This window comes from Arthrobacter sp. SLBN-112 (assembly GCF_030944625.1).
Taxonomy (GTDB): domain Bacteria; phylum Actinomycetota; class Actinomycetes; order Actinomycetales; family Micrococcaceae; genus Arthrobacter.
Window position 1 is genome coordinate 1,375,774 of the sequence record NZ_JAUSXY010000001.1, and the last position, 23,635, is coordinate 1,399,408.

Below are 23,635 nucleotides of genomic sequence, written 5' to 3' on the forward strand. Positions count from 1 at the left end.
CTTGCCCGTTTACTTCGCCTTGCCGCCCAGCCGGACGCTGTCGCCGGTGTCGAGGGGAAGCTCGGTGACCACGTTGCGGGTGGGTGCGCCGCGGAACTTCGGCGAGGGATCCTGGCCTTGGGTCAGGCGCTGCAGCTCCTGGCCCTCAAAATCCTCCTCCTTGCCGAGCAGGATTGCGGAGTCATGGTTGGTGATTTCACCCTTGAACGCCCTCAGCATGACGCTGCGGTCGAACTGGCCTTCCCACTTGGACACCACGAAGGTGGCGACGCAGTTACCCAGCAGGTTGACCACCACGCGCATCGAATCCATGAGTCGGTCCGCGCCCAGGAGGAGCGCGACGCCGGCCACCGGGAAGATGCCCAGCGCCGCAGCCGTGGCGGACAGGGCCAGGAACGACGAGCCCGGAACCCCTGCCATGCCCTTGGATGTCAGCAGCAGCACGCCGAGGGCTGCCAGTTGTTGGCCCAGGTCAAGGTGGTGGCCGAAGGCCTGGGCAAGGAACAGCAGCGAGATGGAGAGGTAGATCGCCGCGCCGTCGAGGTTGAAGGAGTAACCGGTGGGAACCACCAGGCCGGTGGTGGCGCGGGAGCAGCCGGCGTTGGTCAGTTTGGTCATGATCCTGGGCATCACCGCTTCGGTGGATGCGGTGCCCAGGGCCAGGAGGAATTCCTCCCGGGTGTACTTGAGGAAGTGCCAGAGTGGCACGCGGGCAAAGCCCCAGGCCACGATGAACAGCAGGCCGATAAAGATCAGCGCCGCGCCGTAACAGGCCGCGATCAGGACCGCGTACGTGCTCAGCGTGTCCAGCCCGTACTGGCCGATGATGAACGCCATGGCACCGAACGCACCAAGCGGAGCCACCTTCATGATCCAGGCCATGATCTTGAAGATCAGTTCCAGGACCGTTTCCATCAGGTTGATCACCGGCATGCACCGCTCGCGGCCGATCACGACGATCGCCGCTCCGAAGAAGACGGAGAAGAAGAGCACCTGCAGCAGGCTGTTGCTGGCGAATGCGCCGACGACGCTGGCCGGGATGATGTCGAGAATGAAGGATGCGGCGTCCTTGGGTGCCGCGGAACCGGTCTTGGCGTCCAGGTCTGCCTGGGAAAGGGTAGCCGGATCGATATTCAGGCCGGAGCCCGGCTGGACGATGTTGCCGACGATCAACCCGAAGACGAGGGCGAACAGTGTTGCCCCGGTGAAGTACAGCAGGGCCTTGACGCCAACCCTTCCGACTGCCTTGACGTCGCCTACGGCCGAAATTCCGGTGACGATCACCAGGAAGATCAGCGGCGCGATGATCATCTTGATGAGTTTGATGAAGCCATCTCCGAGCGGCCTCAGTTGGGATCCGAGGTCCGGCCAGAAATGCCCGATGAGGACACCTGCCACGACGGCGATCAGAATCTGGAAGAAGAGCGACTTGTACAGCGGCTTCCTCTTCGCGGGCACCGAACTCGCCTTCAGTGCCTCAGGGTTAGGGATCTTCATTGACCTTTGCCTATCGATTGGGGACAGCCCGTTTCCGGGGCTCATTTCTAAAGTAATCCCGGTCACACTATTCCGCAAGAGGAAAACCAAATTCCACAATGCGGAACGCCAATGCAGCTTTGTGACTGAGCGGAGCGCTACGCGCGCGGCCAATTCGGCTGCCAGTTCATGGGCCGGGGAACGGCTGGGGCTCGATGCAGGCAGCCGGTGGCATACGCCCTACATGATGCCGGTAGGTACCAGCAGAGCCCATGCCAGCGCCGGCGCCACCAGCACCACACCGCCCGCATAGAACATCAGCTGCTTGTAGACCCGTTGGCGGTCGTCGTCGCGGGCATTGGCCACCACCAGTGCGCCGTCAGTGGAGAACGGGGAGACGTCGACGACGGTGGCCGCGATGGCCAGCGCAGCAACGGTTCCGGAGGCGCTGAGCGAGCTCGTGGCAAGCAGCGGGCCGGCCATCGGGATGAAGGCGGTCAGCAAAGCCGTGGAGGACGCGAAGGCGGAGCCTACGCCGATCACGTAGCACAGGACGAGAGCGATCAGCAGCGGCGCACCTAGTGCCAGTGCCTGCCCGGCAAGGGTGTCGATGACACCCACGCGCTGCAGCAGGGACACATACGTGATCATGCCGGCCACCAGCAGGACGGTGGACCAGGAGATGCCACCGATGAAGGTCTTGTGTTCCTTGATGTTGACGAAGGCCAGCAGCAGGCCGGCGGCGAGTGCAACGAAGCCGATGGGCATGTGGAACCCGAGGGTGCACAACAGCATGAGGGCGATCAGGGCCAGGGTCAGGACCTGCTGGCCGTGGGGGCGCCCGGAGGCGGTGTCGATGTCCAGGTGCCGGCCGCCCGCGCCGTCACGCAGCTTGCCGATCAAGGCGAACAGGATGATGGTCAGCACCGAGAGGAGCAGGTTCAGCGCGAAGCTGGCCAGGAACAGGGCCGCCTGGGAGACCGGGAAGCCGTATTTCAGGGCGATGTCATGGACCAGGACGCCGGCCACGGACAGCGGGGAGAACCCGCCGGCGTGGGCGCCGTTGACGATGAACGCACCCATGACCACCGGGTGGGTGCGGGATTCGTAGGCAAATCCGATGGCGGCCGGTGCCAGCAGCGCGATGGCGGCGGGGGAGAATGTGCCCAGTGAGGTGAGGACGGCGGCGATCAGGAAGAACACCCAGGGCAGCAGCAGAGTCTTGCCGCGGACCAGGCGCACGCAGGTCTTGACGATGATGTCGATCGTGCCGTTCCGCTGGGCCATGCTGAAGAAATACGTGACGCCGATGATGGTCAGGACAATCGTGGCCGGGAACGCATCAAGGATCTGCTTGTCCGACATGCCGAGCATGAAGTAACCGACGCCGAAGGACGCGACGAGTCCCATCACGCCGATGTTCAGCGGCCATCTGGTGGCGACAACGAACATCACCACGAGGATCACCAGCGGGATGATCTGGACTGCAGTCATGGTCGGCTCCGGGGTCGGGGTGGCCGGCTGGTTGGACATGCCCCCGAAAACGAGGGCAGCACACCCAGGATGGCCATGCCGGCCATCGTCCACAGCAGGATACGACGCCGGGCGGAGCGGGGCCTGAAGGACTTCAAGGAATTCATCGGCTACGCAATCCCAGGCCGTAGGCTGGAAGCCGGTCCGGGGTGTTGCCCCCGGCCGGGCTCAGCAGTTCCCAGGTGAAAGGCAGGACCATGACCGTTTCCAGCGACGATCCCCAGAACACCGCAGACCTCCGCGGGCCGGGAGACCCGGACGAGGCTAACGAAGAAGCTGCAAAGGCGCCCCAGTCCGGGCAGCACCCGGAACAACCCGGCGCCGCGAACATCCGTGAGGAGCAGCAGGCCCAGGCCGCCGGGACCGTGCCGGCTTCCTACCTGGGCGGCGAAGCAGCGTCCCGGGAGCACAAGCCGGAGGAAGCCCTGGAAGAACCGGGCACCTGGGACGACGAAGTTTAGGCATGATCACCCGGAAAGATATTGACCAGGCAGCGCGCCGGACCGCAGGGCTCATCCGAAAGACCCCCGTGATGGCGGCCGACACGGACGCAGCCGCGGGCCCGGTCTGGTTCAAATGCGAATTCATGCAGCACACGGGCACCTTCAAGGCCCGGGGAGCCCTCAACCGGATCCTGGCCAGCAAGGAGCGCGGGGAACTCCGCGCGGACGTCGGGGTGGTGGTTGCCTCCGGCGGCAACGCCGGACTGGCCAACGCCTACGCCGCCGCCCAGCTCGGGGTGCCTGCCACGGTGTTTGTTCCTGAAGCAGCGCCCGCCGTCAAAGTCCGCAAACTCAAGGCCATCGGGGCCACCGTGGTCCAAGGCGGTTCGGAGTACGCCGCGGCCTACCAGGCCGCTGTGGCGCACGCGGAGCAAACCGGCGCGGTCTACTGCCACGCCTATGACCAGGCCGAAATCGCCGCCGGTGCCGGCACCGTGGGCTCCGAGTTGCTGGAACAGTTGCCGGACGTGGACACCATCCTGGTGGCCGTGGGAGGCGGCGGACTGATGGCAGGAGTGGCCGCCGCCGTCGAAGGCTATGCCAAAGTGGTGGCCGTGGAACCGGCAACCGCGCCCACCCTGCACGCTGCCCTGGCGGCGGGCGAGCCGGTGGACGTGGCGGTATCCGGCGTCGCGGCAGACTCCCTGGGCGCCCGGCGGATAGGTGACATCGGCCTCTCCGTGGCGCTCCGCTGCGGCGTCGAAAGTGTCCTGGTCTCCGATGAACAGATTGTTGCCGCGCGCTCGGCGCTGTGGAATGACTACCGGATGGTGGTGGAGCACGGTGCGGCAACTGCCTTTGCCGCGCTGGCTGCCGGCGCCTATGTGCCCCGGGAGGACGAACGCGTTGCCGTGATCCTGTGCGGCGCCAATACGGACCCGGCAACGCTCTGAAGAATCACCGGCCGCCCGGATGGGCGGCCGGTCCCTTCGCCGGGTGGCCTAGCCGCCGGCCTGGCCGCAGAACTTGCTGTAGGTGCTGCCGGCTTCCTGGTAGCCGGACTGGAGATCGGCGAGCTTGTCCTTGTCCGGGTTCTCCTTGGCCTGCTCGTCCGTGTACGCAAGGATCGAGGCGAGGGCGGGCTTGAGATCGTCCGACGCAACGGCGTGGATGGGGCGGATCTGGTTGGCGAGGTTGTTCATGCCCGTCTTGCCGGCGTTGTTGGCGGGGTTCGACACAACGGCCTGGATCCGCTCACAGGTTTCAGCGGTGGTCAGTTGGTGTGAGGCGGAGCAGGCCGTAGCGGAGGCAACGAGGCCGGCGGCAAACAGGGCTGTGGCGAATTTCTTCATGGGTCCCTCGGTAGTGGTCAGAGGTTTCGATTGTAAGCAGATTAGGTACCCCAGTGCCTTCGCGGCGGCTTTCATTGCTGCTCCCCTCATCCCTTTTGGCCCGGCGGCGGGCCTCATCGAGGACCCGGCACCCGCCGCTGAACACACAACCGGCCGGCAGGAGGACCTGCCGGCCAGTGTGCGTTGAACCCTTTGCCGCCTGGTCAGACGGTCCGCGTGGCCTTGGCCAGGTTGTCTTTCAACTCAGCTGCCGTCTGCCGCTTCACGTAGGCGGGGCGGTCCCGCTCCACGCGCCAGCTTTCCGAGAGCCGGCCGGCGTTGACGGTGTCGAAACCGAATTCGTCGTACAGGCGCGTGACCAGTTCGGCGGCCTCCGGGTAGTCGCTGGCGGTGGCGAGGGCACGCCGGTTCTCCGTGCCTGCCGGAGTCGCGTCGGAGGCGATGTCCTTGGCCATGATGTGGTTGAAGCCCTTGGCCACCTTGGACCCGGGCAGGTGCTCCTGGAGCAGCCCGGAGGTGGTGGCTTCGCCGTTGTCCAGGGCGGGAATCCTGCCGTCCCGCTCCCAGTAGTAGTTGTTCGTGTCGATGACAATCTTGCCGGCCAGAGGCTGCGCCGGGATGTCCTTGTAGTTCTTCAGCGGCACCGTGACCACGGCGAAGTCGCCGGCGGCTGCGGCTTCGGCTGCCGTGGCCGCCCGCGCCTTGGGGCCCAACTCAGCCACCAGGCCCTGAAGGGTTTCCGGGCCCCTGGAGTTGCTGATGACGACGTCATAGCCCAGTTCCACGGCCTTCCGTGCAACCTGGCTGCCAATATGTCCTGCACCGATGATTCCGATTGTTGTCATACGGGCGGCAACACCAGGCCGCGCCAGGATATTTCGGGGCCGTACCAGCGCGAGTCAGTCCTTGTCGCTCCTGGAATGTTGCGCAGCACGTTCCACGATTTCCCTGCGCAATCGCGTAGACCTTCTTGTTCAGCGCCTGGCTTTGCTGGCTGATCAGCTCATAGGCCTCGTCCGCGGTGACGCCGGTGCGGCCCATCAGGATGCCTTTCGCCTGTTCAATGACCGCCCGGTTGCGGGCCGAGGCGGCGACAGCCTCCGTCGCCAACTGGTGCCGGTCCGTGTGGATGGATTGGGTCAGGTCCACCACGACGCCCCAGACGCCCACTGGTGCACCGGCTTCGAGGATGAAGTCAGCCGAAAACAGCAGTTTGTGCTGCCGGTCCTTTCGATCCCGGATGGACACGTAGATGGAGGACGGCCCGCCCGACGTGGCCACGCGGTCCCAGAACGCCTGTACGGTGGGCCTGTCATCCGGTTCGATGTGGGCGAGGGCCATGTCCATCGAGGGGATGACGTCGCCACGCTCATAGCCGTAGATGCGGTAGAGGTCGTCCGACCAGCGGAAGATGCCGTCCGAGAAGAAATATTCCACCAGCCCGGTGGGGCAATCGAGGTAGGCGGGGCTGAGATTCTCCGCTGTTGCCGGTACTGAAGAGATGCTGTTGGAAGTCACAGTGGAGCCGTTCGACGTGCTGTATCCGGGCTCCCCCGGGCCCGGGAATTCAAGTGAAAAGAATATAGCAGTTCCCGTTTCCGGGATTGGCCAGGAGGAAACTGTCCCCTAGCTTCCTTGGTACCGCCCAGGCCGATGGTTCAGGGCCAGCACCAGGTTCAGCAGCGTGGCGCCAGCCGCGGACAGCACCACCATCAGCGGCGGAACGAGGACGAGCGATGCCAGGACGATGGCCACATCGAGCACCATCTGGACGTACCCGGCACGCCATTTCAGCTTCTCCTGCAGGAGCAGCGCCAGGATGTTGAACCCGCCCAGGCTGGATTTGTGCCGGAACAGGATCAGCAGCCCGACGCCGGCGAGCAGGTTTCCGCCCGCCACGCCGTACACCGGGTCGAGATGCAGTGATCCGAACGCGGCAGGGTGCACGCCGGCAAGCACCGAGACCAGTGCGATGGCGGCCCCGGTGCGAAGGGCGAACTCCCAGCCTTTCTTCCAGACTGCCAAGGCGAAGAACGGCAGGTTGACGGCGAAGAAGATGACGCCGAACGGCAATGGCACGGTGTAGCTGAGCAGCAGCGCCAGGCCGGCGGTTCCACCCGTCACCGCCCCGCTCGACTTCAGCAGGAACAGCCCCAGCGAGGCCGCGAAGGTGCCGGTCAGGATGCCCAGGACATCCTCAACCACGGAGTGGCGGACGGCCGACGACGGCGCTGGCGGGGCCGCCGTCGGCCCCTGTAGGTGCGTGGGTGCGTCAGCACTGGTTGCGTCGACACGAGATTCTGCGGGGGCACTCACTGGGCAGTACCCGCCTGAGGCAGGAACCGGCCGCGGTTGGCCAGCACGGCAAGCACCCTGTCGTTAGTGTCCGGGTCCGCCAGTGTGATCCGGACGCCGTCCGCGGCGTAGCCGCGGGCCAGGATGTCGGCCTCCCGGAGGGCGGCGAGGAGCTGTTCGCGTAGCTCGTCGGATGCACGGAGCCAGTAGAAGTTCGCCTGGCTGTCCGGTACTTCCCAGCCAGAGCCGCGGAGGGTTTCGATGACCCGGCTGCGTTCCGTGGCCACCGCCTCGATCCGCTCGAGGATTTCGTCCCCGGCCGCGAGGGAGGCAACCGCAGCGGCCTGCGCCATCCTGTTCACGCCGAACGGGACCGCGGTGCGCCGGAGGCCCTCGGCGATCTCCGGCCGGGCAATCGCATAGCCGATCCGCAGCCCCGCCAGGCCGTAGGCCTTGGAGAAAGTGCGCAGGATGCAGAGGTTGGGATACCGGCGGTAGAAGTCCAGGGAATCCACGCCGGGTCGGCGCTGGAACTCGATGTAGGCCTCGTCCAACACCACCAGCACGCGCGGGGGCACGGACTGGAGGAACTCCGCCAGCTCGCCGGCGCTGATGGAAACGCCGGTGGGGTTGTTGGGCGAACAGAGGATCACCAGCCGGGTGCGGTCCGTGATGGCCGCCGCCATGGCGGGAAGGTCGTGCTGCTCATTGGCCAGGAGCGGCACGGGAACCGAAACGGCGCCGGCCACCGCCACCAGGATGGGGTAGGCCTCGAAGGACCGCCACGCGAACACCACTTCATCGCCGTGGCCGCACACAGCCGAAATGATCTGCTGCAGCACGCCGGAGCTCCCCGGCCCGGCGGCGATTTCCTCGGGCGCGACACCGAAATGCCGGGCGATGGCTTCCCGGGCCTCCGGTGCACCCATGCCCGGGTACCGGTGGATCCTGCCGGCTTCCGCCGAGATCGCATCAACTACCGACGGCAGGGGAGCGAAGTGGCTCTCATTGGCGGCCAGGGCGGCCGTCAGGTCAGTCTGCGCGCCCCTTCCTGCCACGTAGGCGGGGAGCTGGGCGACGGCGGCGCGGAGTTCCGGTACGGCGGTTTCGGTAAGGCTGCTGGTCATGGACAGCATGGTGGGCCAGGATAGGACGTCTGCGCAACACAGCCGTCTCCTATAGGACAGATCCAGCCCTTGCATGCCAGGAAAGTGGCAAAATGCTCACTATGCACCACATTGATGCCTTGGACGCCGAGATTCTGCTCACACTCGACCAGGATCCCCAGGCCACGGTCCTCTCGCTGTCCCGGACGTTGGGCGTGGCCCGCAATACTGTCCACGCCAGGCTGCGGCGGCTGGTGAACGACGGCAGCCTGGCTCCTTTCAGCCAGCGGGTGCGTACCGCGGCCCTGGGCCTGCCGCTTATTGCCTTCATCTCGATTTCCATCAGCCAGTCCTCCAGCGACGAGGCCGTGGCGGCACTGCAGACCATCCCGGAAATCATCGAAATGCACGCCACTACCGGGGACGCGGACCTGCTCGCCAAAGTGGCCGCGAAGGACCCGGCCGATCTCCACCGGATCACCAACGCGATGCTGGCGATTGACGGCGTCGTCCGCACCAGCACTGCGATGTCACTGGTGGAAGTCATGCCCACCCGGACGCTGCCCCTGCTGCAGGCGGCTGCCCGGAAATAGCGGGGCCGCCGTCAGGCGAGCTGGTCCAGGGCGTCGATGAGTGCGTCCACGAAGGCGGTAAGGATGGCCGGTTGGGTGCGGCCGGCCGCCCCGACCATGGGCGGGGCGGCAATCTCTTTATGTGCTCGGCCGTGGATGCATGATGCGCATCTGGTCCCAGGTCCTTTCCGAGGCCGCAATGCTTCGAGTGGACCGTTCACGGTCCAGGGAGGCGAGTTCAACGGCCACCGCCTGGACTGCGGCGACGGCGCCCGTGAGGGAGGGGAAAAAGCCTGCGCTTTCGGCCGGTACCACGATCTTGTGGAGGGCGTGCGCCGCCACCGGCGAACTTGCGGTGTCAGTGATGGTGACGATCCGGGCTCCCAGCTGGTATGCGATGTCCACGGCGCGGACCGTGCTGTCGTAGACCCGCCAGAGGCTGATGGCAATGACCAGGTCGTCCGGCGTCAGGCGCGCAACGGCGTTGGTCAACGCTGCCACATCGGCATCCAGCAGCCGGACGTCATAGCCGGCGATAATGGCGTTGTGCTCCAGCGCCTTGCCCGGAATGGCGTAGCTGCCGGCCGCAATGATCAGGGTCTGCCGTGCACCCGCGATGGCTTCGGCCACCGCATGGACCTCGCCGGGGTCCACCGTCCGCTCCAAATGGGCAAGGTTGGACCGGTCCGTGGTCAGGGAGGCCTGGGCCGGGCTGCTTACGTGGCCGTTGTGTTGTGCAGCGATTTCCACGGCACTCAGGGACGCGAGGAACCGCGAGCGAAGCTCGAACTGGAACTCCGCCCAGCCCTTGAAGCCCAGCGTCTGGGCGGTCCGGGTCACCGTTGAGGCGTTCGACGACGCCGCGGCGGCTATGTCGCTGACCGAACCATAGGATGCCAGCCGCGGCTGGGAGCGAAGGACGCCCAATACCTGCAATTGCCGGGCGGCGAGCTTGCGCCCCTGGGCGTGGCCATCGAGCCATTCGGTCAAGGTGGCGCTGTTAACTTCTTGTTTCACCTATTGACCTCCGCAAGTGATGCACGTAACTTCAATCTATATGCACGGATCTGTGCAAATCCTAAAAACTGTACAACTTGGCCCACTTCGGCAGGAATCCCAATGTCCCTAACAGCACGCCTGGACCGGCTCCCACTCAGTCGTCCACACTACAAGCTTCTCCTTATCGGAGGGCTCGGCTACTCCTTTGACGGCATGGATGGCGCCGTGGTGGCCTTCCTGCTCCCGCGCATCCAGGAGATCTGGGGCCTGAGCACCGCAAGCCTTGGCCTGGTCGGCTCCGCCGCTCCGCTGGGCTTCTTCTTCGGTGCCATCCTGTCCGGCTGGCTGGGTGACCGGTTCGGCCGGAAGAAGGTCATGCTGTGGGCGCTTGCCTTCTACTGCGCCATGTCCGTGGCGGCCGCCGTGGCCCCGAACTTCGAAGTCTTCCTGGCAGCCCGGGTCCTGGCGGGTCTCGGCGCGGGCGCGGAGAGCGTCATCATCGCGCCGTTCCTCTCGGAGTTCATTCCGCCCAAGCGGCGCGGCTGGTTCATCGGTACGCTGGCCGGGTTCTTCTCGTTCGGTTTCGTGGCCGCCGCGCTCATCGGGCGGTTTGTGGTTCCCCTGGGTAACGACGGATGGCGGTGGGCCCAGGTCATTACCGCGGTTCCCATCCTCCTGCTTCTCTGGTGGCGCCGCAGCCTTCCTGAATCGCCCCGCTTCCTCATGAGCCAAGGCCGGGCGGCGGAGGCTGAACGGGTGGTGAAAGGCTTCGAGCAGAAGGTGCTCCGCGCCACTGGCAAGGAGCTTCCGGCGGTGCCGGCAGGCGGGGAAGACATCGCCAAGCACGGGCAGAAGATCAGCATCTGGAATGCCCTGAAATTCATGTGGTCTCCCGCCCTGCGCAGGAGGACAGCAGTGATCTGGCTGATCTGGTTCGTGATCACCTTCTCGTACTACGGCTTCTTTTCCTGGATCCCCACCCTGCTGGTTGGGCGCGGAATTACGGTCACCAAGAGCTTCGAATACTCCATCATCATTTACCTGGCACAGATTCCCGGCTACTTCTCCGCGGCCTGGCTGTGCGACCGGATCGACCGGAAGAACACGATCGCCCTGTACCTGGCGGGCTCGGCCCTCAGCGCGTTTTGGCTGAGCCAGTCCAACGATTCCGGGATGATCCTGGTGGCCGCGGCCACCCTGTCCTTCTTCCTCAACGGCACCTACGCCGGGGTCTATGCCTACACCCCGGAACTGTTCCCCACGTGGATGCGGGCCACCGGCGTCGGACTGGCAAGTGCGGTGGGACGCGTGGGCAGCATCCTGGCCCCGTCCATCATCGGCGTGTTCGCCGCAACGCTCGGCTTCGGCGGCGTCTTCACCATGACCACGGTGGTCCTGGCAGTGGGCGTGATCGGCGTCGTCATTTTCGGAACGTCCACGGCGGGCAAATCACTGGAAGACATCAATGCCCGCACCGAGCCCGAGCAGGCAGCCATGTCGGGAGGCGGCAAATGACGGAGCAGGACCCAAACACAGCATTCCAGGACATCTTCGACCACCTCCGCCGCGACCCGGGTGTCATCCTGTTCACCGCGCTGCGCTGGCTGCCCGGATCCTCCGTGCTCCGGCGCGTGTTCACCAGCCACCCCGTGCAGTACCCGCTGGGTGCCGAAAAGTCGGTGGAAATCTCCGAAGGCTGGCTGGACACCGTAATCGCGAAGCAGCAGCCGTTCCTCGCCCCTGACGCCGCCGCACTCGCCGAGGTATTCACCGACGTCGCCCTGATCCAGTCCCTGGGCTGCGGCGCAGTGATCAACATCCCGGTAACAACCCACGGCACCGTGGTGGGCGTCCTGGCATTGCTCGACGCCGAAGGAAAATACACCCGACGCAGCCTCGACGTGGCGTCCGTGGCAGTATCCGCTGCATCCGAACACCTTGCCTCAGCCTTTATCGACTCAGACCAAATCATCCCGACAGGAAAGGATCCAGTCATCCCGTGACCTCCTCCATTGAACCGCTCGTCATCAGGAACGCCAATGTCCTGGATGTCCACGCGGGCACCTTCTCGCTGACCGACGTCGTGACCGCTGACGGAAAGATCCGCAGCGTTGGGCCGAGCGCGGAAGCGCCGGAAAATGCACGCGTCATTGATGGCACGGGCAAATACGTCATCCCCGGCCTCATTGACGCCCACGTCCACGTGGTGGCCTCCAGCGCGGACTTCCGGTCCTTGACCTGGACACCTGCTTCCTACGTGTACGCGCAGACCGCGAGGATCATGCAGGGCATGCTGCGCCGCGGCTTCACCACCGTGCGGGATCTCTCAGGTGCCGACTTTGGCCTGGCGAGGGCCCAGGCCGAGGGCCTCCTGGAAGGGCCGAAGCTGCACTTTTGCGGCCGCGCCCTCAGCCAGACGGGCGGCCACGGCGACATGCGGCTGCCCGGCGAAGACCACGAGCCCAACGGCCGGGGGTGCTGTGGCATCGGGCGGGTGGCGGACGGGGTGGACGCCGTGCGTGCCGCCGCCCGCGACGAGCTCCGCAAGGGGGCCCACCACATCAAGATCATGGCATCCGGAGGCGTGTCCTCCCCGACGGACCGGATCGACTCCACCCAGTATTCGCTGGAAGAGATGCGGGCCGCCGTGGAAGAAGCCGAAGCGGCCAACCGGTACGTGGCAGCCCACGCCTACTCTGCCCGGGCCATCAACCGCGCCCTCGAATCGGGGGTCAGGTCCATTGAACACGGCAACCTCCTTGACGACGAGAGCCTGCGGCTCTTCCTGGAGAAGGATGCCTTCCTGGTGCCCACCCTGGTGACTTACTGGGCGTTGAAGGAAGAAGGCAAGGAATTCGGCTTGACCGATGAGATGTGGGCCAAAGTGGATTCTGTCCTGAGCAGCGGACTTGAGGCCATCGCACGGGCCCACGAGGCCGGAGTGAAGATGGTTTACGGCTCGGACCTCCTCGGCGGCATGCACCGGCACCAGAACGAGCAGTTCCGGTTGCTGGGCAAAGTCCAGCCGGCCATCGACGCCATCCGGTCCGCCACCACGACGGCCGCCGAACTGCTTGGGCGGGCGGGCGAACTGGGAGTCATCGCCCCCGGAGCGGATGCGGACATGCTGGTGCTCTCGGCGGACCCGGTAGAGGACGTCGCAGTGCTGGCCGATATTGCCGACCACCTGGAGCACGTGGTCCAGGACGGCGCAATTATCGTGTGAGGCGCTGCCTGGAAGTGACAGCACAGCGCCGCCCGCCTTTGGGGGAAGACGGGCGGCGCTGTGCTGCAGTGCGGCGTTGTGGACCAGGACGGACTAGTGCTGACCGAGGTTGCCGTTGACCGGCGGCAGGCCGCCGTCGTTGCGCCGCAAATCGTTGCCGTCCTGGTCGCGCTCGGCCGCGCTCAGGTTCTCGCCTTCCAGCGTCTCGTCGGACTCGCCCGTGGTGTCCACCAGGCCGTTGGTCTGGTCGAAGGCATGCCCGATCCTGTCATCACCCAGGTCGGCGACTGAACCGGTGGAGCCGGCCGTCGCCGTCGTGCCCGCTGCGTGGACGCCGACGCCTGCATCCGCCGAACCGGTGGTGGAGCCTGCGGTGAGTGGCTCAGCGGGAACAACCGGCTCCGCAGGGGCCACGGGGGTTGTCCCAGTGACAGTTACGTCGCGGGCCTCGGTTTCGTCCTTGTTGCCGCTTGCGGCCATCGCCGCTGCCGCACCGGCCGCAGCCGCGATGCCCGCGCCGGCGGCCACCTTGCCGGAGATGCCGGCCTTGCCGGAATCGCCGCGTGAGGCGCCGGCATGCTCAACGCCGGGCGTGCCCACCGCCGAAGCGGCATTGACCGATCCCCGCCAGGCGCCGCTGGCGTAGCCTTCGTCTTCGATAAATTCCTTGAACTTCTTCAGGTCTGACTCCGCCTGGCGGTCCACGACATGGAGCTTGTCGCCCAGCTTTTCCACCAGGCCTTCGGGCTCGTATTCCAGGCTCAGCTGAATGGAGGTCTGGCCGCCCCCAACGTCCTCGAATTCCACCACGCCGGCGTTTGTGGCGCCTTCCGTAGCGGCCCAGGCCACCCGGCGGTCGGGTACCTGTTCCAGGATCTTCGCTTCCCACTGCCTGCGGACGCCGCCGATTTCAGCCACCCACTCCAGCCGGTCGTCGCTGAGCTGGGTCACGCTCTTGACGCCGCCCATGAAGTGCGGGAAGTCCTCGAACTGGGTCCACTGGTTGTAAGCGGTGCTCACCGGTACGTTCACCAGAATGCGTTTTTCCACCTTCGTGCTCATAACGTCTCCTTCGCTGTGTCACCGGGAACTGATGAGTATGGTAAATCATCAGCATGCTTACCAAAATACTCTGTGGAAGGTCCGGTTTCCAGAGCGGTCGGCGACAAAAAGGCTGGCCTGGGGGCCGCGGGAGGCAAACACGCGACAGCCGGGAATTGTTAGTCCAGGTAGGTGCCCACCAGCGCCAGGTTCTGGATGACCGCCAGCCCGAACTGCGCCGTGTCATTGGTGGAGACCGTGGGTGCCTCGTCCACCGGCAGCAGCACGTGGGGTGGTTCGATCCTGCGCAGCGTGAAAGCGGATCCGTGGTTCAGGTGCTCGCCGCCCTCGGTGAAGCTGTCCCAGGCCCGGGCTGCGAGGTCACGATCCTGCAACCTTGCCGCGGCGTACGCCGTCAGCCGGCTGTGCGCCTGCGTGAGGTAGACGCCCTCGAGCGGCTGGCCCACAGCCTCCACCTGCTCCTCCTTGGTGGCCAGGAACAGGCGGCAGTACTGCAGCCAGGCCCGCTCGAAGTCCGCATCCGGCACCAGGCCCACCAGTTCGCTGCAGATCTCCACCAGTCCGAAGACGGCGCTGAGGTGTGAGACCTGGATCTGCTCGCGGCCGGTGTCGAACCGGCCCCTGTCCAGGTCGTACAGGGCTTCGCCTGTGAGGAAACCGAACTTCAGTGCGCCGATGTCCGCCATGGTGCCCAGCAGCCGGTCCCGGGACCGCGGGTTGCCGGTCCGTTCCCAGTCGGTGAGCCAGGTGGCGGCCAGGGAGCCCCAGTCCGTGCCAAGCCCCACGCCCAGGGCGCCGCGGTTGGGCCGGTAGGTGGCAGCATCCGTGCGGACCTTGCGGACCGGATCCAGGCCCAGGAAGTTCCGGTCGCTGTCCACCAGTTCGCTGAGCAGGTCTCCGGTGCGCTCATCCGCGGTGAGGTAGTAGTAGAAGCGGCGGTAGGCGGGGGTGCTGATCCGCAACTGCTTGGCGCTGCAGCCCCAGTGCTGGACGTTGTGCCGGGACCCCAAGCCCTTCCACGGCCCCAGATGGTACACGTCCACCTCCCCGGTATGCCGGGTCATGGCCTCGGCGAAACGGAAAATGTCTGCCCGGCCCGAGCGCAGGTAGGAGTACCACAGCCACAGGTCGGGGGAGAGCTCGGAGTTGTCCCATGCGTAGCCGCCCACGTCATAGCGCCACACGTGCCGGTCGAAGTCGTACGTGTGCATCACGTCGCCGAAGTTCCAGAACCCGTACCAGCGGCGCTGCTCCACCTGGCCGGCGTAGAAGTCGAAGAGGAAGTCCAGCTGATCCTCCAGCCCGGCACGCGCCGGAGTGCTCCGGTCCACGGGGTCCCAGTCGCCAAAGACGCCCACCGAGTGCAGGTATTCCGGCGTGGCCTGCAGGAGCGCCGGGGCGGACGCCGCGGCGGCGTCGGCCGCGAGGCTTTCCGTGGAAGGGGTGCTCTCATAGGCAAACAGGGTCAACTCGTGGGTGCGGGCAATTCCGGTGGGGTTGCCGAAGCCGGGTTCGTAGTCCTCATAGGTGATCTCCAGTCCCTCGAGCTGCTCCTCGAACGTGTCCTGGCCCAGTCCGTCGTGGTAGAATCGCAGGTCCATGGGCTGGGCTTCCGGGGAAAACAGCCACGCCGTCAGGTTTGCTCCGCCGCCGGCCGCGCCGCGGATATCCAGCTGGCCCGGGTGGGACTGCCAGAAGTCCTTGATCCCGACGCCCAGGCCGCCGCGGGTATCGCTCAGGGAGCAGAAGCCTGCCGAGCGGGTGCCGCCGGAGATGCCCACCCAGCCGTGGCCGGCAGCGGTCCGTTTCCGCAGTTCGAAGCCGTCTGCACTCAGTTGGGTAAGGGTGTAGTCGCCCCAGCTGGGGATGAGGTGCAGCCTTCCCGAGACCTCGGGGTTCCAGGCCTCTGCCGGGGGAGTGGCGCGGCCGGCGATCTGCGCGTCCCGTACTTCCGCACCCGGGTCCCGGCGCAACCCGGTCAGGCCACGCACGGCCTCGGTGAGGAACCCGCCGTCGGCCCCGGCGATCCGGACGTGCCGGTCATGCAGTTCGGCCTCCAGCGGCACGCTGAACCGGACGCCGAGCCCGGCCAGGAAGTCACGCTCCGGGTCACCGTCCCAGATGAAGGAGTGGACCATGCGCACGCTGCGGGCGTTGGCGTGGAAGTAGAACCGCACCACGAAGGGCAGCCAACCCCGGTGGGCGTTGTCCGGCAGGTCGGGGTGGTGGCGCCCTTCCAGCCGCACCACCGCGCGCACGGGCCCGGCTTGTTCCAGGACGACGGCGGTCACCTCGCCGGTGAAGGCCTCCCGGCCGGCGGTTCCGGCACCTTCGGGAACGCCGTCCTGCAGCAGGCTGACCAGCCGTGCGTCGCGGGCAACGGGCCGGCCGTCCCGGGACAGGCTGCTGAACAGGGTGGATCCGCGGCGGTTGATCACCATCCGCAAAACACCGGTATCAATTGTCAGGGCGTCGGCATCCTCGGTGACCGTGACGGCCGTACCGTCCGGCGCCGGCCGGCCGGCTGCGGCGGCCGCTCCGGCGTCGGCCCCCACCTGGTAGGTGCCCGACGGCGTGTCGGTTGCCGGGAGGGCGATGCCCGCCCATTTTAAGGAGCCGTCCGGCCAGGTGGCCAAGGGCCATGCCTGGCTGGGGAGGGGAGTGCCGGCGGCGTCTGCCACCGTAAGGGTGTCCGCGCCGGGCACTGAGCCGCGGGCGAACGGCATGCCCCACGTTGTTCCGCCACTGATTGCTGCAGGGGCCTGGCCATCGATCCACCTGATGAGGGTGCTGTCCGTCATGTCATCCGATTCCACTGGTGATTGCCGCGCGTTTGGGTCCCGCCGAAATGCGGGAAAGCGCTTTCTCGATCAGGATTACAACGTAGTAGACGATGGGGCGGGGCGCAAGGGGTATCCGTCGGCCGGAACAACCGTGCGGCCGGACGCGGGCATATTTGATGAGTATGCGGCGTTTGTCGCCAGGGTCCTGGCTGCCAAGGCGCGGGGCCACATCGGCGGCCTTGAACCTGACGATGCCAAGTTCTCATGCCCACGGTTCGCCCCGGGTGGGAATACGGATGGCCGCCGTCCCAGCGACGGCGGCCATCCGAGTCTTTGTTAGTCCAGCGGAAGGGTTACCGTCACGCTGGTGCCGCGGCCCGGTGCGGAGCTGATATCCACTGCCCCGGCGGCTTCCTGCACGGCCACCGTCATGAGCCGCAGTCCGTACCCGTGATGGCGTCCGCACGTGGCGGCGTCGCTGTCAAAGCCTGTGCCGTCGTCGGCAACCACCAGGCGGATCCCGTGGTCAACGGCCAGCAGCTGCACGGTTACCGTGGATGCGCCGGAGAATTTGAAGGCGTTGCTGAGCGCCTCTCGCGCTGACTGGTACAGGAGGGAGGCGCAGTCCGCCGGGATCTCAATGCCCCAATGTGGAGTATCCCAGTGAACCGTGGTTCCGTGCTGGCGAAGGGGCGCCGTGAGCCGGTCAATGCAACCGGCCAGCCCCAGGGTGTGGAAATCCAACGGCTGGAGGTCGGTCAGCACGCCTCCCACGGTTGTGACTTCGTTCTCCAAGGCTGTCTTGGTGCCCATGACTTCCTGCTCCCCAAGCTGGTTTTGTCTGATACCCCCAGCGTGGACCTGAAACGTCTAGGGGGCGCAAGATTTGCCTCAAGATCCGATCAATTCTGTGCGCGGCGCAAGGCGGGAAGAGGGCGGGTGCAGTGGGTGCCAAGTTCGCGGCAGCGCCCCGGGCAACCGCAGCCGGATTCGCCGCCGTTCTCCGCGCCGACACGAAAGCAAAGCAGATAGGCTGCGCCCGCACCATGTAACGTGCAGGAAGATCAACAGCCTGAGGGGGCAGCGCTTGAACATCACCGACTCCGTCAGAGCAGTGCGTCCGGCACCCGGGGCCCTCGGCCGGGGGCGTCCGTGAACGCCAAACGGCCGGCGGAACCGCTGATGTTGTTCTGGAAATTCATGATCACCCTCGCCGCCGTCGTCGGCGTGGGCACCTGCGCGGGTCTTTGGCTTATTTACACGCACTTCCTGGTGGCAACACCCGGGACCATGGAAGTGCTGGAGCGGCAGTTGACCAAAAGCGATGCCATCCCGGCTATCCAGGACGAGGAAGGGGAGGCGATCATCGGCGAGACCCGGCTGCTCGCCTCTTATGAGTCGATGACCTACTACGCCGCCCCAGCCCGGACATCCGGCGTCGCCTGCCTGGTGGGGAAGAACGCATGGGACCAGGTGTCCTACTGGGAGGCATGCGACTACATCCCCGACGCCCGGGACATCCTGCTGGAGGTGCAGGACCCCGACGGACGGGACATTCTCTTTGTGCCTGACCAGTTCGACCACGGCCCACTGGAACGGGACGGGTGGGTCAGCCTGCACCGCAACCTGCTGATCATGCCCCTGGCCGAACCGCCGCAGCCGCAGGGCCCGGAACTGCTCACGCGCAACGCAACGCTGCAAAAGGCCGGGTAGCCCCTGTCATTCCAACGCGTCCGCGAACCAGTCAGTGATGGTGGCGGGGTGGATTATTGCACTAGAGTTTCTTGCATTTGCGCCTGGCCGGGCGCCAGCCCCTTTGCGAATGGAGCTTCCTTGTCCCTGATTGTCGGCGCATACCCCGCCCAGCCTGGCGAACCGCAGGAGCAGTTCTACCGGGGCCTTGCTGCCATTTCCGGGATCCGCGGTCTCGAGCTTCCCTATGGCCCTTATGGCGGGACCGGGTGGCCGGCGGGTGCACCGGAGAGCTGGTCCGCCGTGGTTACCGCCATTCCCGGGACCATGCAGCGGCTGGGCACCAACAAAGCGTTCGGGCTGGCCTCCGCTGATGCGGCGGGGCGGCGGGAAGCCCTCGAATTCGCGGCGGGAGTCAGGGACTATGCTTTCCGGCTGCGGGATGCCGGGCACGACGTGGAGGCTGTTGAACTGCATTCCGCCCCCACCGGTGGCGCCTCCGGCCGCTGGTTCGAAGAATCGCTGAAGGAAGTCCTGGCGTGGGACTGGGGACCCTCCCGAGTGCTGATCGAACACTGTGACGCCCCGCGTCCCGGTGCCAGCCCGGAGAAGGGTTTCCTCACTTTTGCGGAGGAAGTGGACGTCGCTGTTTCACTCAGGGCCCAGGGCTGGGAGCGGGTGGGGGTGACGGTCAATTGGGCACGCTCGGTGATCGAATCGGGCAACCCCGATACGGCGGTTGAGCACCTGTCCCTCGGCCGTGAGGCAGGCGTCCTTGCGGGCCTGGTCTTTTCCGGATGCTCACCGGAGGAAACCGGCTTTGGCTATGCGTGGATCGATGCGCACCTCCCCGCCGTGGAAGTCGACGGAGCCCCGCCCAGCTCCGTGCTGAACCGCCGCGAAATTGACCGGTGCCTGGCGGCGGCGGGGCCGCTGCCCATCCTCGGGTTCAAGATCGGGCTTGGGCCGGAGGTGCTTTCGCCGGCGGAACGCGTGGAGCGGGTCCGGCAAATGTCGGTCCTGGTCCGCGAGTAGCGGCTCAGGCGCCGGTCACCACCGGCGCCGTGAGCCTGCCGTCCCGCATGGTGGCCACCACGTCCGTGAGCGGCACGAACTCGGTGTCGTGGGTGACCATCACGGTGGCCACCCCGAACTCGGTGGTCACCTGGCGCAGCAGCCCGATGATCGAGGCGCTGCGTTCGTGGTCCAGCGCGGCGGTTGGCTCGTCCACCAGCAGTACCTTGGGATTGCCCATGAGTGCCCGGGCGATGTTCACCCGCTGGCGCTGGCCGCCGGAGAGCTGGTGCGGCAGCTTTCCTGCGCTGGTGCCGAGGCCGACGACGTCCAGCAGCCCGGCTGCCTTAGCCCGGGCTGCCTTGGCCGGCCTGCCCCGCAGGTGGTCGCTGATGATGAGTTGCTCGGCGGCCGTGAGCGAGGGGAGCAGGTTGGGCTGCTGGAAGATGATGCCCACTTTGTCCCGCCGCAGGGCGGTGAGTTCCTTGTCCTTGAGGCCGGCCGTATCCGTGCCGTCAATGATGACCTGCCCGCGGGTGGGACGGACCAGGGTGGCGGCGGTGGCCAGGAGGCTGGACTTCCCGGAGCCGGACGGGCCCACCAGCGAGACCAGCTGGCCGGCCGGGGCGGTCAGGCTGACCCGGTCCAGGGCGGTTGTGGTTCCGCCGCCGTCGGGGTATTCGAGGGTGACGTTGACCAGGCTCAGGGGAGCGGGGGAGGACGAATCGAACATCGGGGTTCCTTTCAGGAAGGGGAAGGGGTTTAGTTGCCGCCGAGAGCCAGGAGCGCGTCAACCTTGGTGACGCGGCGGACGGCCAGTGCGGCGCCGGCCAGGCCCAGGGCAACAATCCCGACGACGGGCAGCACCGTGGTGCCTGCGGTCAGCAGGAACGGGGCAGCCTGGGCCGCCAGCGCGCCGGCTGCAACGCCCACTGCTCCGCCGGCGGCGGCCCCGGCCACCAGGACAATGGCCGCCTGGGTCATGGCATCGCGGAGTATGTAGGAGCCGGGGGCGCCCATGGCTTTCAGCACGGCGATGTCGCGGGTCCGCTGGATGGTCCAGACCGTCAGGAAGGCCACAATCACCAGCGAGGAGATCCCGTACAGGAAAGCCTGCATCAAGGTGAGGGATCCGTTTTCGCTCTTGAAGGAGCCCAGCGCCTGGAACGATCCGGTCCGGGACTCGCTGACCGTGTGCGCCGCGGCATCGGCGGCGGCCCTGTCCACCTTCGCCCCGCCGGCAAAGGTGACCGCCACGACGGTGGCCAGCTGGTCGCCGTCGGACACGTGCGCCACCTTGGCCCAGGCAGGCAGCGCCGTCCACACCACGCTGGTGTGTGCATACCACTGGTCCGGCACCACCGCGGCGACGCCCAGCTCCACGCCTCCCATAGATACCTTGTCCCCTTGGCCCACGGACAGTGCCTCCGCCGTCGAAGACCCCAGCACCGCTGTCCCGGCGGATACCTCAACCGGTGCCAGCGGGCTGCCCGGAGAGACGCCGAAAACGGCCACGTTTGCGGTGCCGGCGCCGCCGGGCACCTGCGCGCGGGTCTGGGTGATGCCCAGCGGTTCGGCGGACTGGACACCGGGCGCGTCCTTCCAGCGCGCCACCTGGCCGGCTGTCACGGAGCTTTCCGTGTAGGACGCCTTGGGCGTCACGGAACCGGGGGCGCCAAAGGCGATGGAGTCCACCGGCCGGGCGGCGGAGGCGCCGAGCTTGTCGATTGCGGACGTCGACTGCTCTGCGAGCCCCGCCGTCAGGCCGGACAGCATGACCAGCAGGAGGGTGATCAGGGCTACGACGCCGCCCATCATGGCGAACCGGCCTTTGGCGAAGCGGATATCGCGGATTGCCAGGAACACGTTGTTTCTTCTCTCAGCAGGGGTGGATTCTCTTGGTCCTTCCACTCTCCCGTCGGGAGCCTGCGGTGGCATCACGGGGACGGTTGATCCGCAGGAATGGAAAGGTTGAGCCCGCAGTCAACCTTTTGGTTGATCCTGTACCGGCCGGCCCGGCATAAGCTGATGAAATGCCTGCCACGCCCCTGCCGCCGTCCCCGGAGAAAACCGGCGGTACCCCGGCCAAGGGGCCACTGGACGCCCTGGAAAACGCGTCATCGGCAGCAATCCTCCGGGTCTTGCGCGTCACCCTCCACACCGGGTTCGCGCTGTTGCTGGCCGTGGCGGTGGTCCGGATCTTCATGGCCGGCGGTCCGCTGCGCTGGCTGTGGGCGGCCGCCGCCGTCGTCCTCGCGGCCATCTACCTGGCGGGAACTGTCCTGGAAAAGCGGCACGCCGAAGCCCGGATCGGCTTCAACCCCCGCCGCTACGGCCTGCTGTGGCTGGGCCTGGTCACGGCCCTCTGGGCGGTCCTCCTTGCCGGAAGCGCAGACTTCGCCTGGCTTGCCTTCCCCATCTTCTTCCTGCACCTGCACTTGCTGCCGCGGCGCGGGGCGCTGCTGGCGATCACCCTGATGACCGGTGCGGTGGTCGCTTCCCAGTGGGCTGCCAGTGGTGCGCCGGTCCCGCACGCGGCGGCCGTCGTCGGGCCGGTGCTGGGCGCCGTTTTCTCCGTGATCACCGGCCTGGCCTATGCGGCCCTTTACCGGGAAGCCGAGAACCAGCGGCGTGCGGCGGACGAGTTGAGGCGCACGCGCGAGGAACTGTCCCGGTCCCAGCACGAGTCCGGAGTGCTGGCGGAACGGGAGCGGCTGGCCCGGGAAATCCACGACACCCTGGCGCAGGGGCTCTCCAGCATCGTGCTCCTGGGGCGGGCGGCCGAACAGTCGCTGGCCGACGGTGACGCACCGACGGCATCCTCCCGGCTGGCGCTGGTGCAACAGACCGCGGCGGACAACCTGGCCGAGGCACGCAGCTTTGTGCGCGGGCTGTCTTCGCCGCACCTTGAGGGGACCACGCTGGTGGAGGCCCTGCGCCGGCTGTGCGGGACCACGGAGACCGGTGCCGCGGCGGCAGGGCTTGCGCTGCGTTGCCGGCTGGAGGTGGACGGCGAGCCGCAGGATCTGCCCCAGCCCGTGCGCGTGGCCCTGTTGCGGGCGGCGCAGGCGAGCCTCGCCAACGTCCGCGACCATGCCCGGGCGGCGAACGCCGTCGTCACCCTTGCCTTCCTGGGCACCGAGGTGACCATGGACATTTACGACGACGGGACGGGCTTTGAGCCGTCCGTTGCGGCCGGTGCCGCGGACACTGCGGACGGCAGCGGGTTCGGGCTGCGTTCGCTGCGGGAGCGTGTCACCGCTTTGAACGGCTCGCTGGCCGTGGAGTCGGCGCCGGGGGAGGGGACGGTGGTGGCCATCCGGCTGCCGCTTGACGGTGCTGCCGCTCTGGATGGTGCTGCCTCTCTGGATGGGGGAAGTGATGGGTGAGGTCCGCGTCCTGCTGGTGGACGACCACCCCGTGGTGCGTGCAGGGCTGCGGGCCATGCTTACGGGGTTCGAAGGCATTTCCATTGCCGCCGAAGCCGCCGACGGCAGGGCTGCGTTGCACGAACTGGCGCGGCTGACGGCACTGGGCGAGGTGCCGGATGTGGTGCTCATGGACCTGCAGATGGGGGAGGGGATGGACGGCGTCACGGCCACCGCGGAGATCCGTAAGCTGCACCCGGCCCCGCCGGTGCTCATCCTCACCACGTACGACACCGACGCGGACATCCTGGCCGCCGTCGAGGCGGGCGCCAGCGGGTACATGCTGAAGGACGCGCCGCCGGAACAGCTGCGGCAGGCGGTCCTGCAGGCCGCGGCGGGCGGCACGGCCCTGGCGCCGCGGGCGGCGGCGCTGCTGATGGACCGGATCAGCAACCCGGGCACCTCCCTGACCCCGCGGGAAGTCCAGTTGCTGGAACTGCTGGCCACCGGCCTGTCCAACCGGGCCATCGCCAGGCAGGTCTTCATTTCGGAGGCCACGGTCAAGACGCATCTGGTGCACATCTACGGCAAGCTCGGCGTGGACAACCGCACGGCCGCCATCGCCGCCGCCACCCAGCGGCGGATTATCCGGCCGCCGGGCGCCAGGGGCTGAGCTGCAGTAGGTTTATTCCACTGCGTTTACAGAGGCTGTTG

General features: G+C 66.8%; 23 protein-coding genes. 10 read left to right on the top strand and 13 right to left on the bottom strand.

Features of this window, described 5'->3' with window-relative positions; all coding sequences use genetic code 11:
* Nucleotides 1–9 precede the first annotated feature (9 nt).
* Nucleotides 10–1,497: a cation:dicarboxylate symporter family transporter gene (locus tag QF050_RS06455; protein ID WP_308929688.1), complete on the bottom strand. Its 1,488-nt coding sequence runs from the start codon at nucleotides 1,495–1,497 to the stop codon at nucleotides 10–12.
* 219 nt (nucleotides 1,498–1,716) lie between these two features.
* On the bottom strand, nucleotides 1,717–2,970 hold the full coding sequence (locus QF050_RS06460) for an SLC13 family permease (RefSeq protein WP_308929689.1): 1,254 nt from the start codon (nucleotides 2,968–2,970) through the stop codon (nucleotides 1,717–1,719).
* A gap of 236 nt (nucleotides 2,971–3,206) precedes the next feature.
* Between QF050_RS06460 and QF050_RS06465 the strand changes: the two genes are divergently transcribed.
* Together QF050_RS06465 and QF050_RS06470 are read left to right on the top strand one after the other, a co-directional pair.
* The gene (locus QF050_RS06465; protein WP_308929690.1) at nucleotides 3,207–3,470 is read left to right on the top strand and encodes a hypothetical protein; all 264 of its coding nucleotides are present in this window, start codon (nucleotides 3,207–3,209) and stop codon (nucleotides 3,468–3,470) included.
* Between the two features lie 2 nt (nucleotides 3,471–3,472).
* Complete coding sequence (locus QF050_RS06470; RefSeq protein ID WP_308929691.1) at nucleotides 3,473–4,405, top strand: threonine/serine dehydratase; 933 nt, start codon at nucleotides 3,473–3,475, stop codon at nucleotides 4,403–4,405.
* A 48-nt stretch (nucleotides 4,406–4,453) separates the two neighbouring features.
* Here the strand turns inward: QF050_RS06470 and QF050_RS06475 are convergent, their stop codons facing one another.
* From QF050_RS06475 to hisC, 5 genes are all read right to left on the bottom strand, one after another.
* Entirely contained in the window at nucleotides 4,454–4,804 is a 351-nt protein-coding gene (locus tag QF050_RS06475; RefSeq protein ID WP_308929692.1) for a hypothetical protein, read from the bottom strand.
* 203 nt (nucleotides 4,805–5,007) lie between these two features.
* On the bottom strand, nucleotides 5,008–5,649 hold the full coding sequence (locus QF050_RS06480) for an NAD(P)-binding domain-containing protein (RefSeq protein ID WP_308929693.1): 642 nt from the start codon (nucleotides 5,647–5,649) through the stop codon (nucleotides 5,008–5,010).
* Nucleotides 5,573–6,322, bottom strand: a complete 750-nt coding sequence (locus QF050_RS06485) for an ANTAR domain-containing protein (RefSeq protein ID WP_308929694.1) — start codon at nucleotides 6,320–6,322, stop codon at nucleotides 5,573–5,575. The genes QF050_RS06480 and QF050_RS06485 overlap by 77 nt, the downstream gene beginning before the upstream one ends.
* A gap of 108 nt (nucleotides 6,323–6,430) precedes the next feature.
* Nucleotides 6,431–7,120, bottom strand: a complete 690-nt coding sequence (locus QF050_RS06490) for a YitT family protein (protein ID WP_308929695.1) — start codon at nucleotides 7,118–7,120, stop codon at nucleotides 6,431–6,433.
* Nucleotides 7,117–8,235: a histidinol-phosphate transaminase gene (gene hisC / locus QF050_RS06495; protein ID WP_374121504.1), complete on the bottom strand. Its 1,119-nt coding sequence runs from the start codon at nucleotides 8,233–8,235 to the stop codon at nucleotides 7,117–7,119. The genes QF050_RS06490 and hisC overlap by 4 nt, the downstream gene beginning before the upstream one ends.
* Nucleotides 8,236–8,318: 83 nt before the next feature.
* Here hisC and QF050_RS06500 point away from each other — a divergent pair, with 83 nt between their 5' ends.
* Nucleotides 8,319–8,798 carry an Lrp/AsnC family transcriptional regulator gene (locus QF050_RS06500; protein ID WP_308929697.1) on the top strand — a complete coding sequence of 160 codons (480 nt, stop codon included), beginning with the start codon at nucleotides 8,319–8,321 and terminating at the stop codon, nucleotides 8,796–8,798.
* A 117-nt stretch (nucleotides 8,799–8,915) separates the two neighbouring features.
* Here QF050_RS06500 and QF050_RS06505 read toward each other — a convergent pair whose 3' ends face one another.
* Nucleotides 8,916–9,794 (bottom strand): MurR/RpiR family transcriptional regulator, encoded by an 879-nt coding sequence (locus QF050_RS06505; protein WP_308929698.1) that lies wholly within the window; start codon nucleotides 9,792–9,794, stop codon nucleotides 8,916–8,918.
* A 102-nt stretch (nucleotides 9,795–9,896) separates the two neighbouring features.
* On the opposite strand from QF050_RS06505, the gene QF050_RS06510 reads away from it, so the two are divergent.
* The 3 genes from QF050_RS06510 to QF050_RS06520 are packed head-to-tail and all read left to right on the top strand — an operon-like array spanning nucleotide 9,897 to nucleotide 13,002.
* A complete protein-coding gene (locus QF050_RS06510; protein WP_308929699.1) occupies nucleotides 9,897–11,291 on the top strand; it encodes an MFS transporter in 1,395 nt (464 codons plus the stop codon).
* The gene (locus QF050_RS06515) at nucleotides 11,288–11,779 is read left to right on the top strand and encodes a GAF domain-containing protein (protein ID WP_308929700.1); all 492 of its coding nucleotides are present in this window, start codon (nucleotides 11,288–11,290) and stop codon (nucleotides 11,777–11,779) included. The genes QF050_RS06510 and QF050_RS06515 overlap by 4 nt, the downstream gene beginning before the upstream one ends.
* The gene (locus tag QF050_RS06520; RefSeq protein ID WP_308929701.1) at nucleotides 11,776–13,002 is read left to right on the top strand and encodes an amidohydrolase family protein; all 1,227 of its coding nucleotides are present in this window, start codon (nucleotides 11,776–11,778) and stop codon (nucleotides 13,000–13,002) included. Before QF050_RS06515 ends, QF050_RS06520 begins: the two co-directional genes overlap by 4 nt.
* Before the next feature lie 93 nt (nucleotides 13,003–13,095).
* On the opposite strand, the gene QF050_RS06525 is transcribed toward QF050_RS06520, so the two are convergent.
* From QF050_RS06525 to QF050_RS06535, 3 genes are all read right to left on the bottom strand, one after another.
* Entirely contained in the window at nucleotides 13,096–14,064 is a 969-nt protein-coding gene (locus QF050_RS06525; protein ID WP_308929702.1) for an SRPBCC family protein, read from the bottom strand.
* A 158-nt stretch (nucleotides 14,065–14,222) separates the two neighbouring features.
* A complete protein-coding gene (locus QF050_RS06530; protein ID WP_308929703.1) occupies nucleotides 14,223–16,865 on the bottom strand; it encodes a Tat pathway signal sequence domain protein in 2,643 nt (880 codons plus the stop codon).
* A 318-nt stretch (nucleotides 16,866–17,183) separates the two neighbouring features.
* Nucleotides 17,184–17,660, bottom strand: coding sequence for an ATP-binding protein (locus tag QF050_RS06535; RefSeq protein WP_308929704.1), 477 nt, complete (start codon nucleotides 17,658–17,660; stop codon nucleotides 17,184–17,186).
* Nucleotides 17,661–18,029: 369 nt separating this feature from the next.
* Between QF050_RS06535 and QF050_RS06540 the strand changes: the two genes are divergently transcribed.
* Both QF050_RS06540 and QF050_RS06545 read left to right on the top strand, forming a co-directional pair.
* Nucleotides 18,030–18,560: a hypothetical protein gene (locus QF050_RS06540; protein WP_308929705.1), complete on the top strand. Its 531-nt coding sequence runs from the start codon at nucleotides 18,030–18,032 to the stop codon at nucleotides 18,558–18,560.
* 120 nt (nucleotides 18,561–18,680) lie between these two features.
* The gene (locus QF050_RS06545) at nucleotides 18,681–19,574 is read left to right on the top strand and encodes a DUF4862 family protein (RefSeq protein ID WP_308929706.1); all 894 of its coding nucleotides are present in this window, start codon (nucleotides 18,681–18,683) and stop codon (nucleotides 19,572–19,574) included.
* A 4-nt stretch (nucleotides 19,575–19,578) separates the two neighbouring features.
* Here the strand turns inward: QF050_RS06545 and QF050_RS06550 are convergent, their stop codons facing one another.
* Nucleotides 19,579–20,286, bottom strand: coding sequence for an ABC transporter ATP-binding protein (locus tag QF050_RS06550; protein ID WP_308929707.1), 708 nt, complete (start codon nucleotides 20,284–20,286; stop codon nucleotides 19,579–19,581).
* Between the two features lie 29 nt (nucleotides 20,287–20,315).
* Nucleotides 20,316–21,419, bottom strand: coding sequence for an FtsX-like permease family protein (locus QF050_RS06555; RefSeq protein WP_308929708.1), 1,104 nt, complete (start codon nucleotides 21,417–21,419; stop codon nucleotides 20,316–20,318).
* A gap of 167 nt (nucleotides 21,420–21,586) precedes the next feature.
* On the opposite strand from QF050_RS06555, the gene QF050_RS06560 reads away from it, so the two are divergent.
* Both QF050_RS06560 and QF050_RS06565 read left to right on the top strand, forming a co-directional pair.
* Nucleotides 21,587–22,942 (top strand): sensor histidine kinase, encoded by a 1,356-nt coding sequence (locus tag QF050_RS06560; protein ID WP_308929709.1) that lies wholly within the window; start codon nucleotides 21,587–21,589, stop codon nucleotides 22,940–22,942.
* Nucleotides 22,935–23,594, top strand: coding sequence for a response regulator transcription factor (locus QF050_RS06565; RefSeq protein ID WP_308929710.1), 660 nt, complete (start codon nucleotides 22,935–22,937; stop codon nucleotides 23,592–23,594). Before QF050_RS06560 ends, QF050_RS06565 begins: the two co-directional genes overlap by 8 nt.
* Nucleotides 23,595–23,635 lie beyond the last annotated feature (41 nt).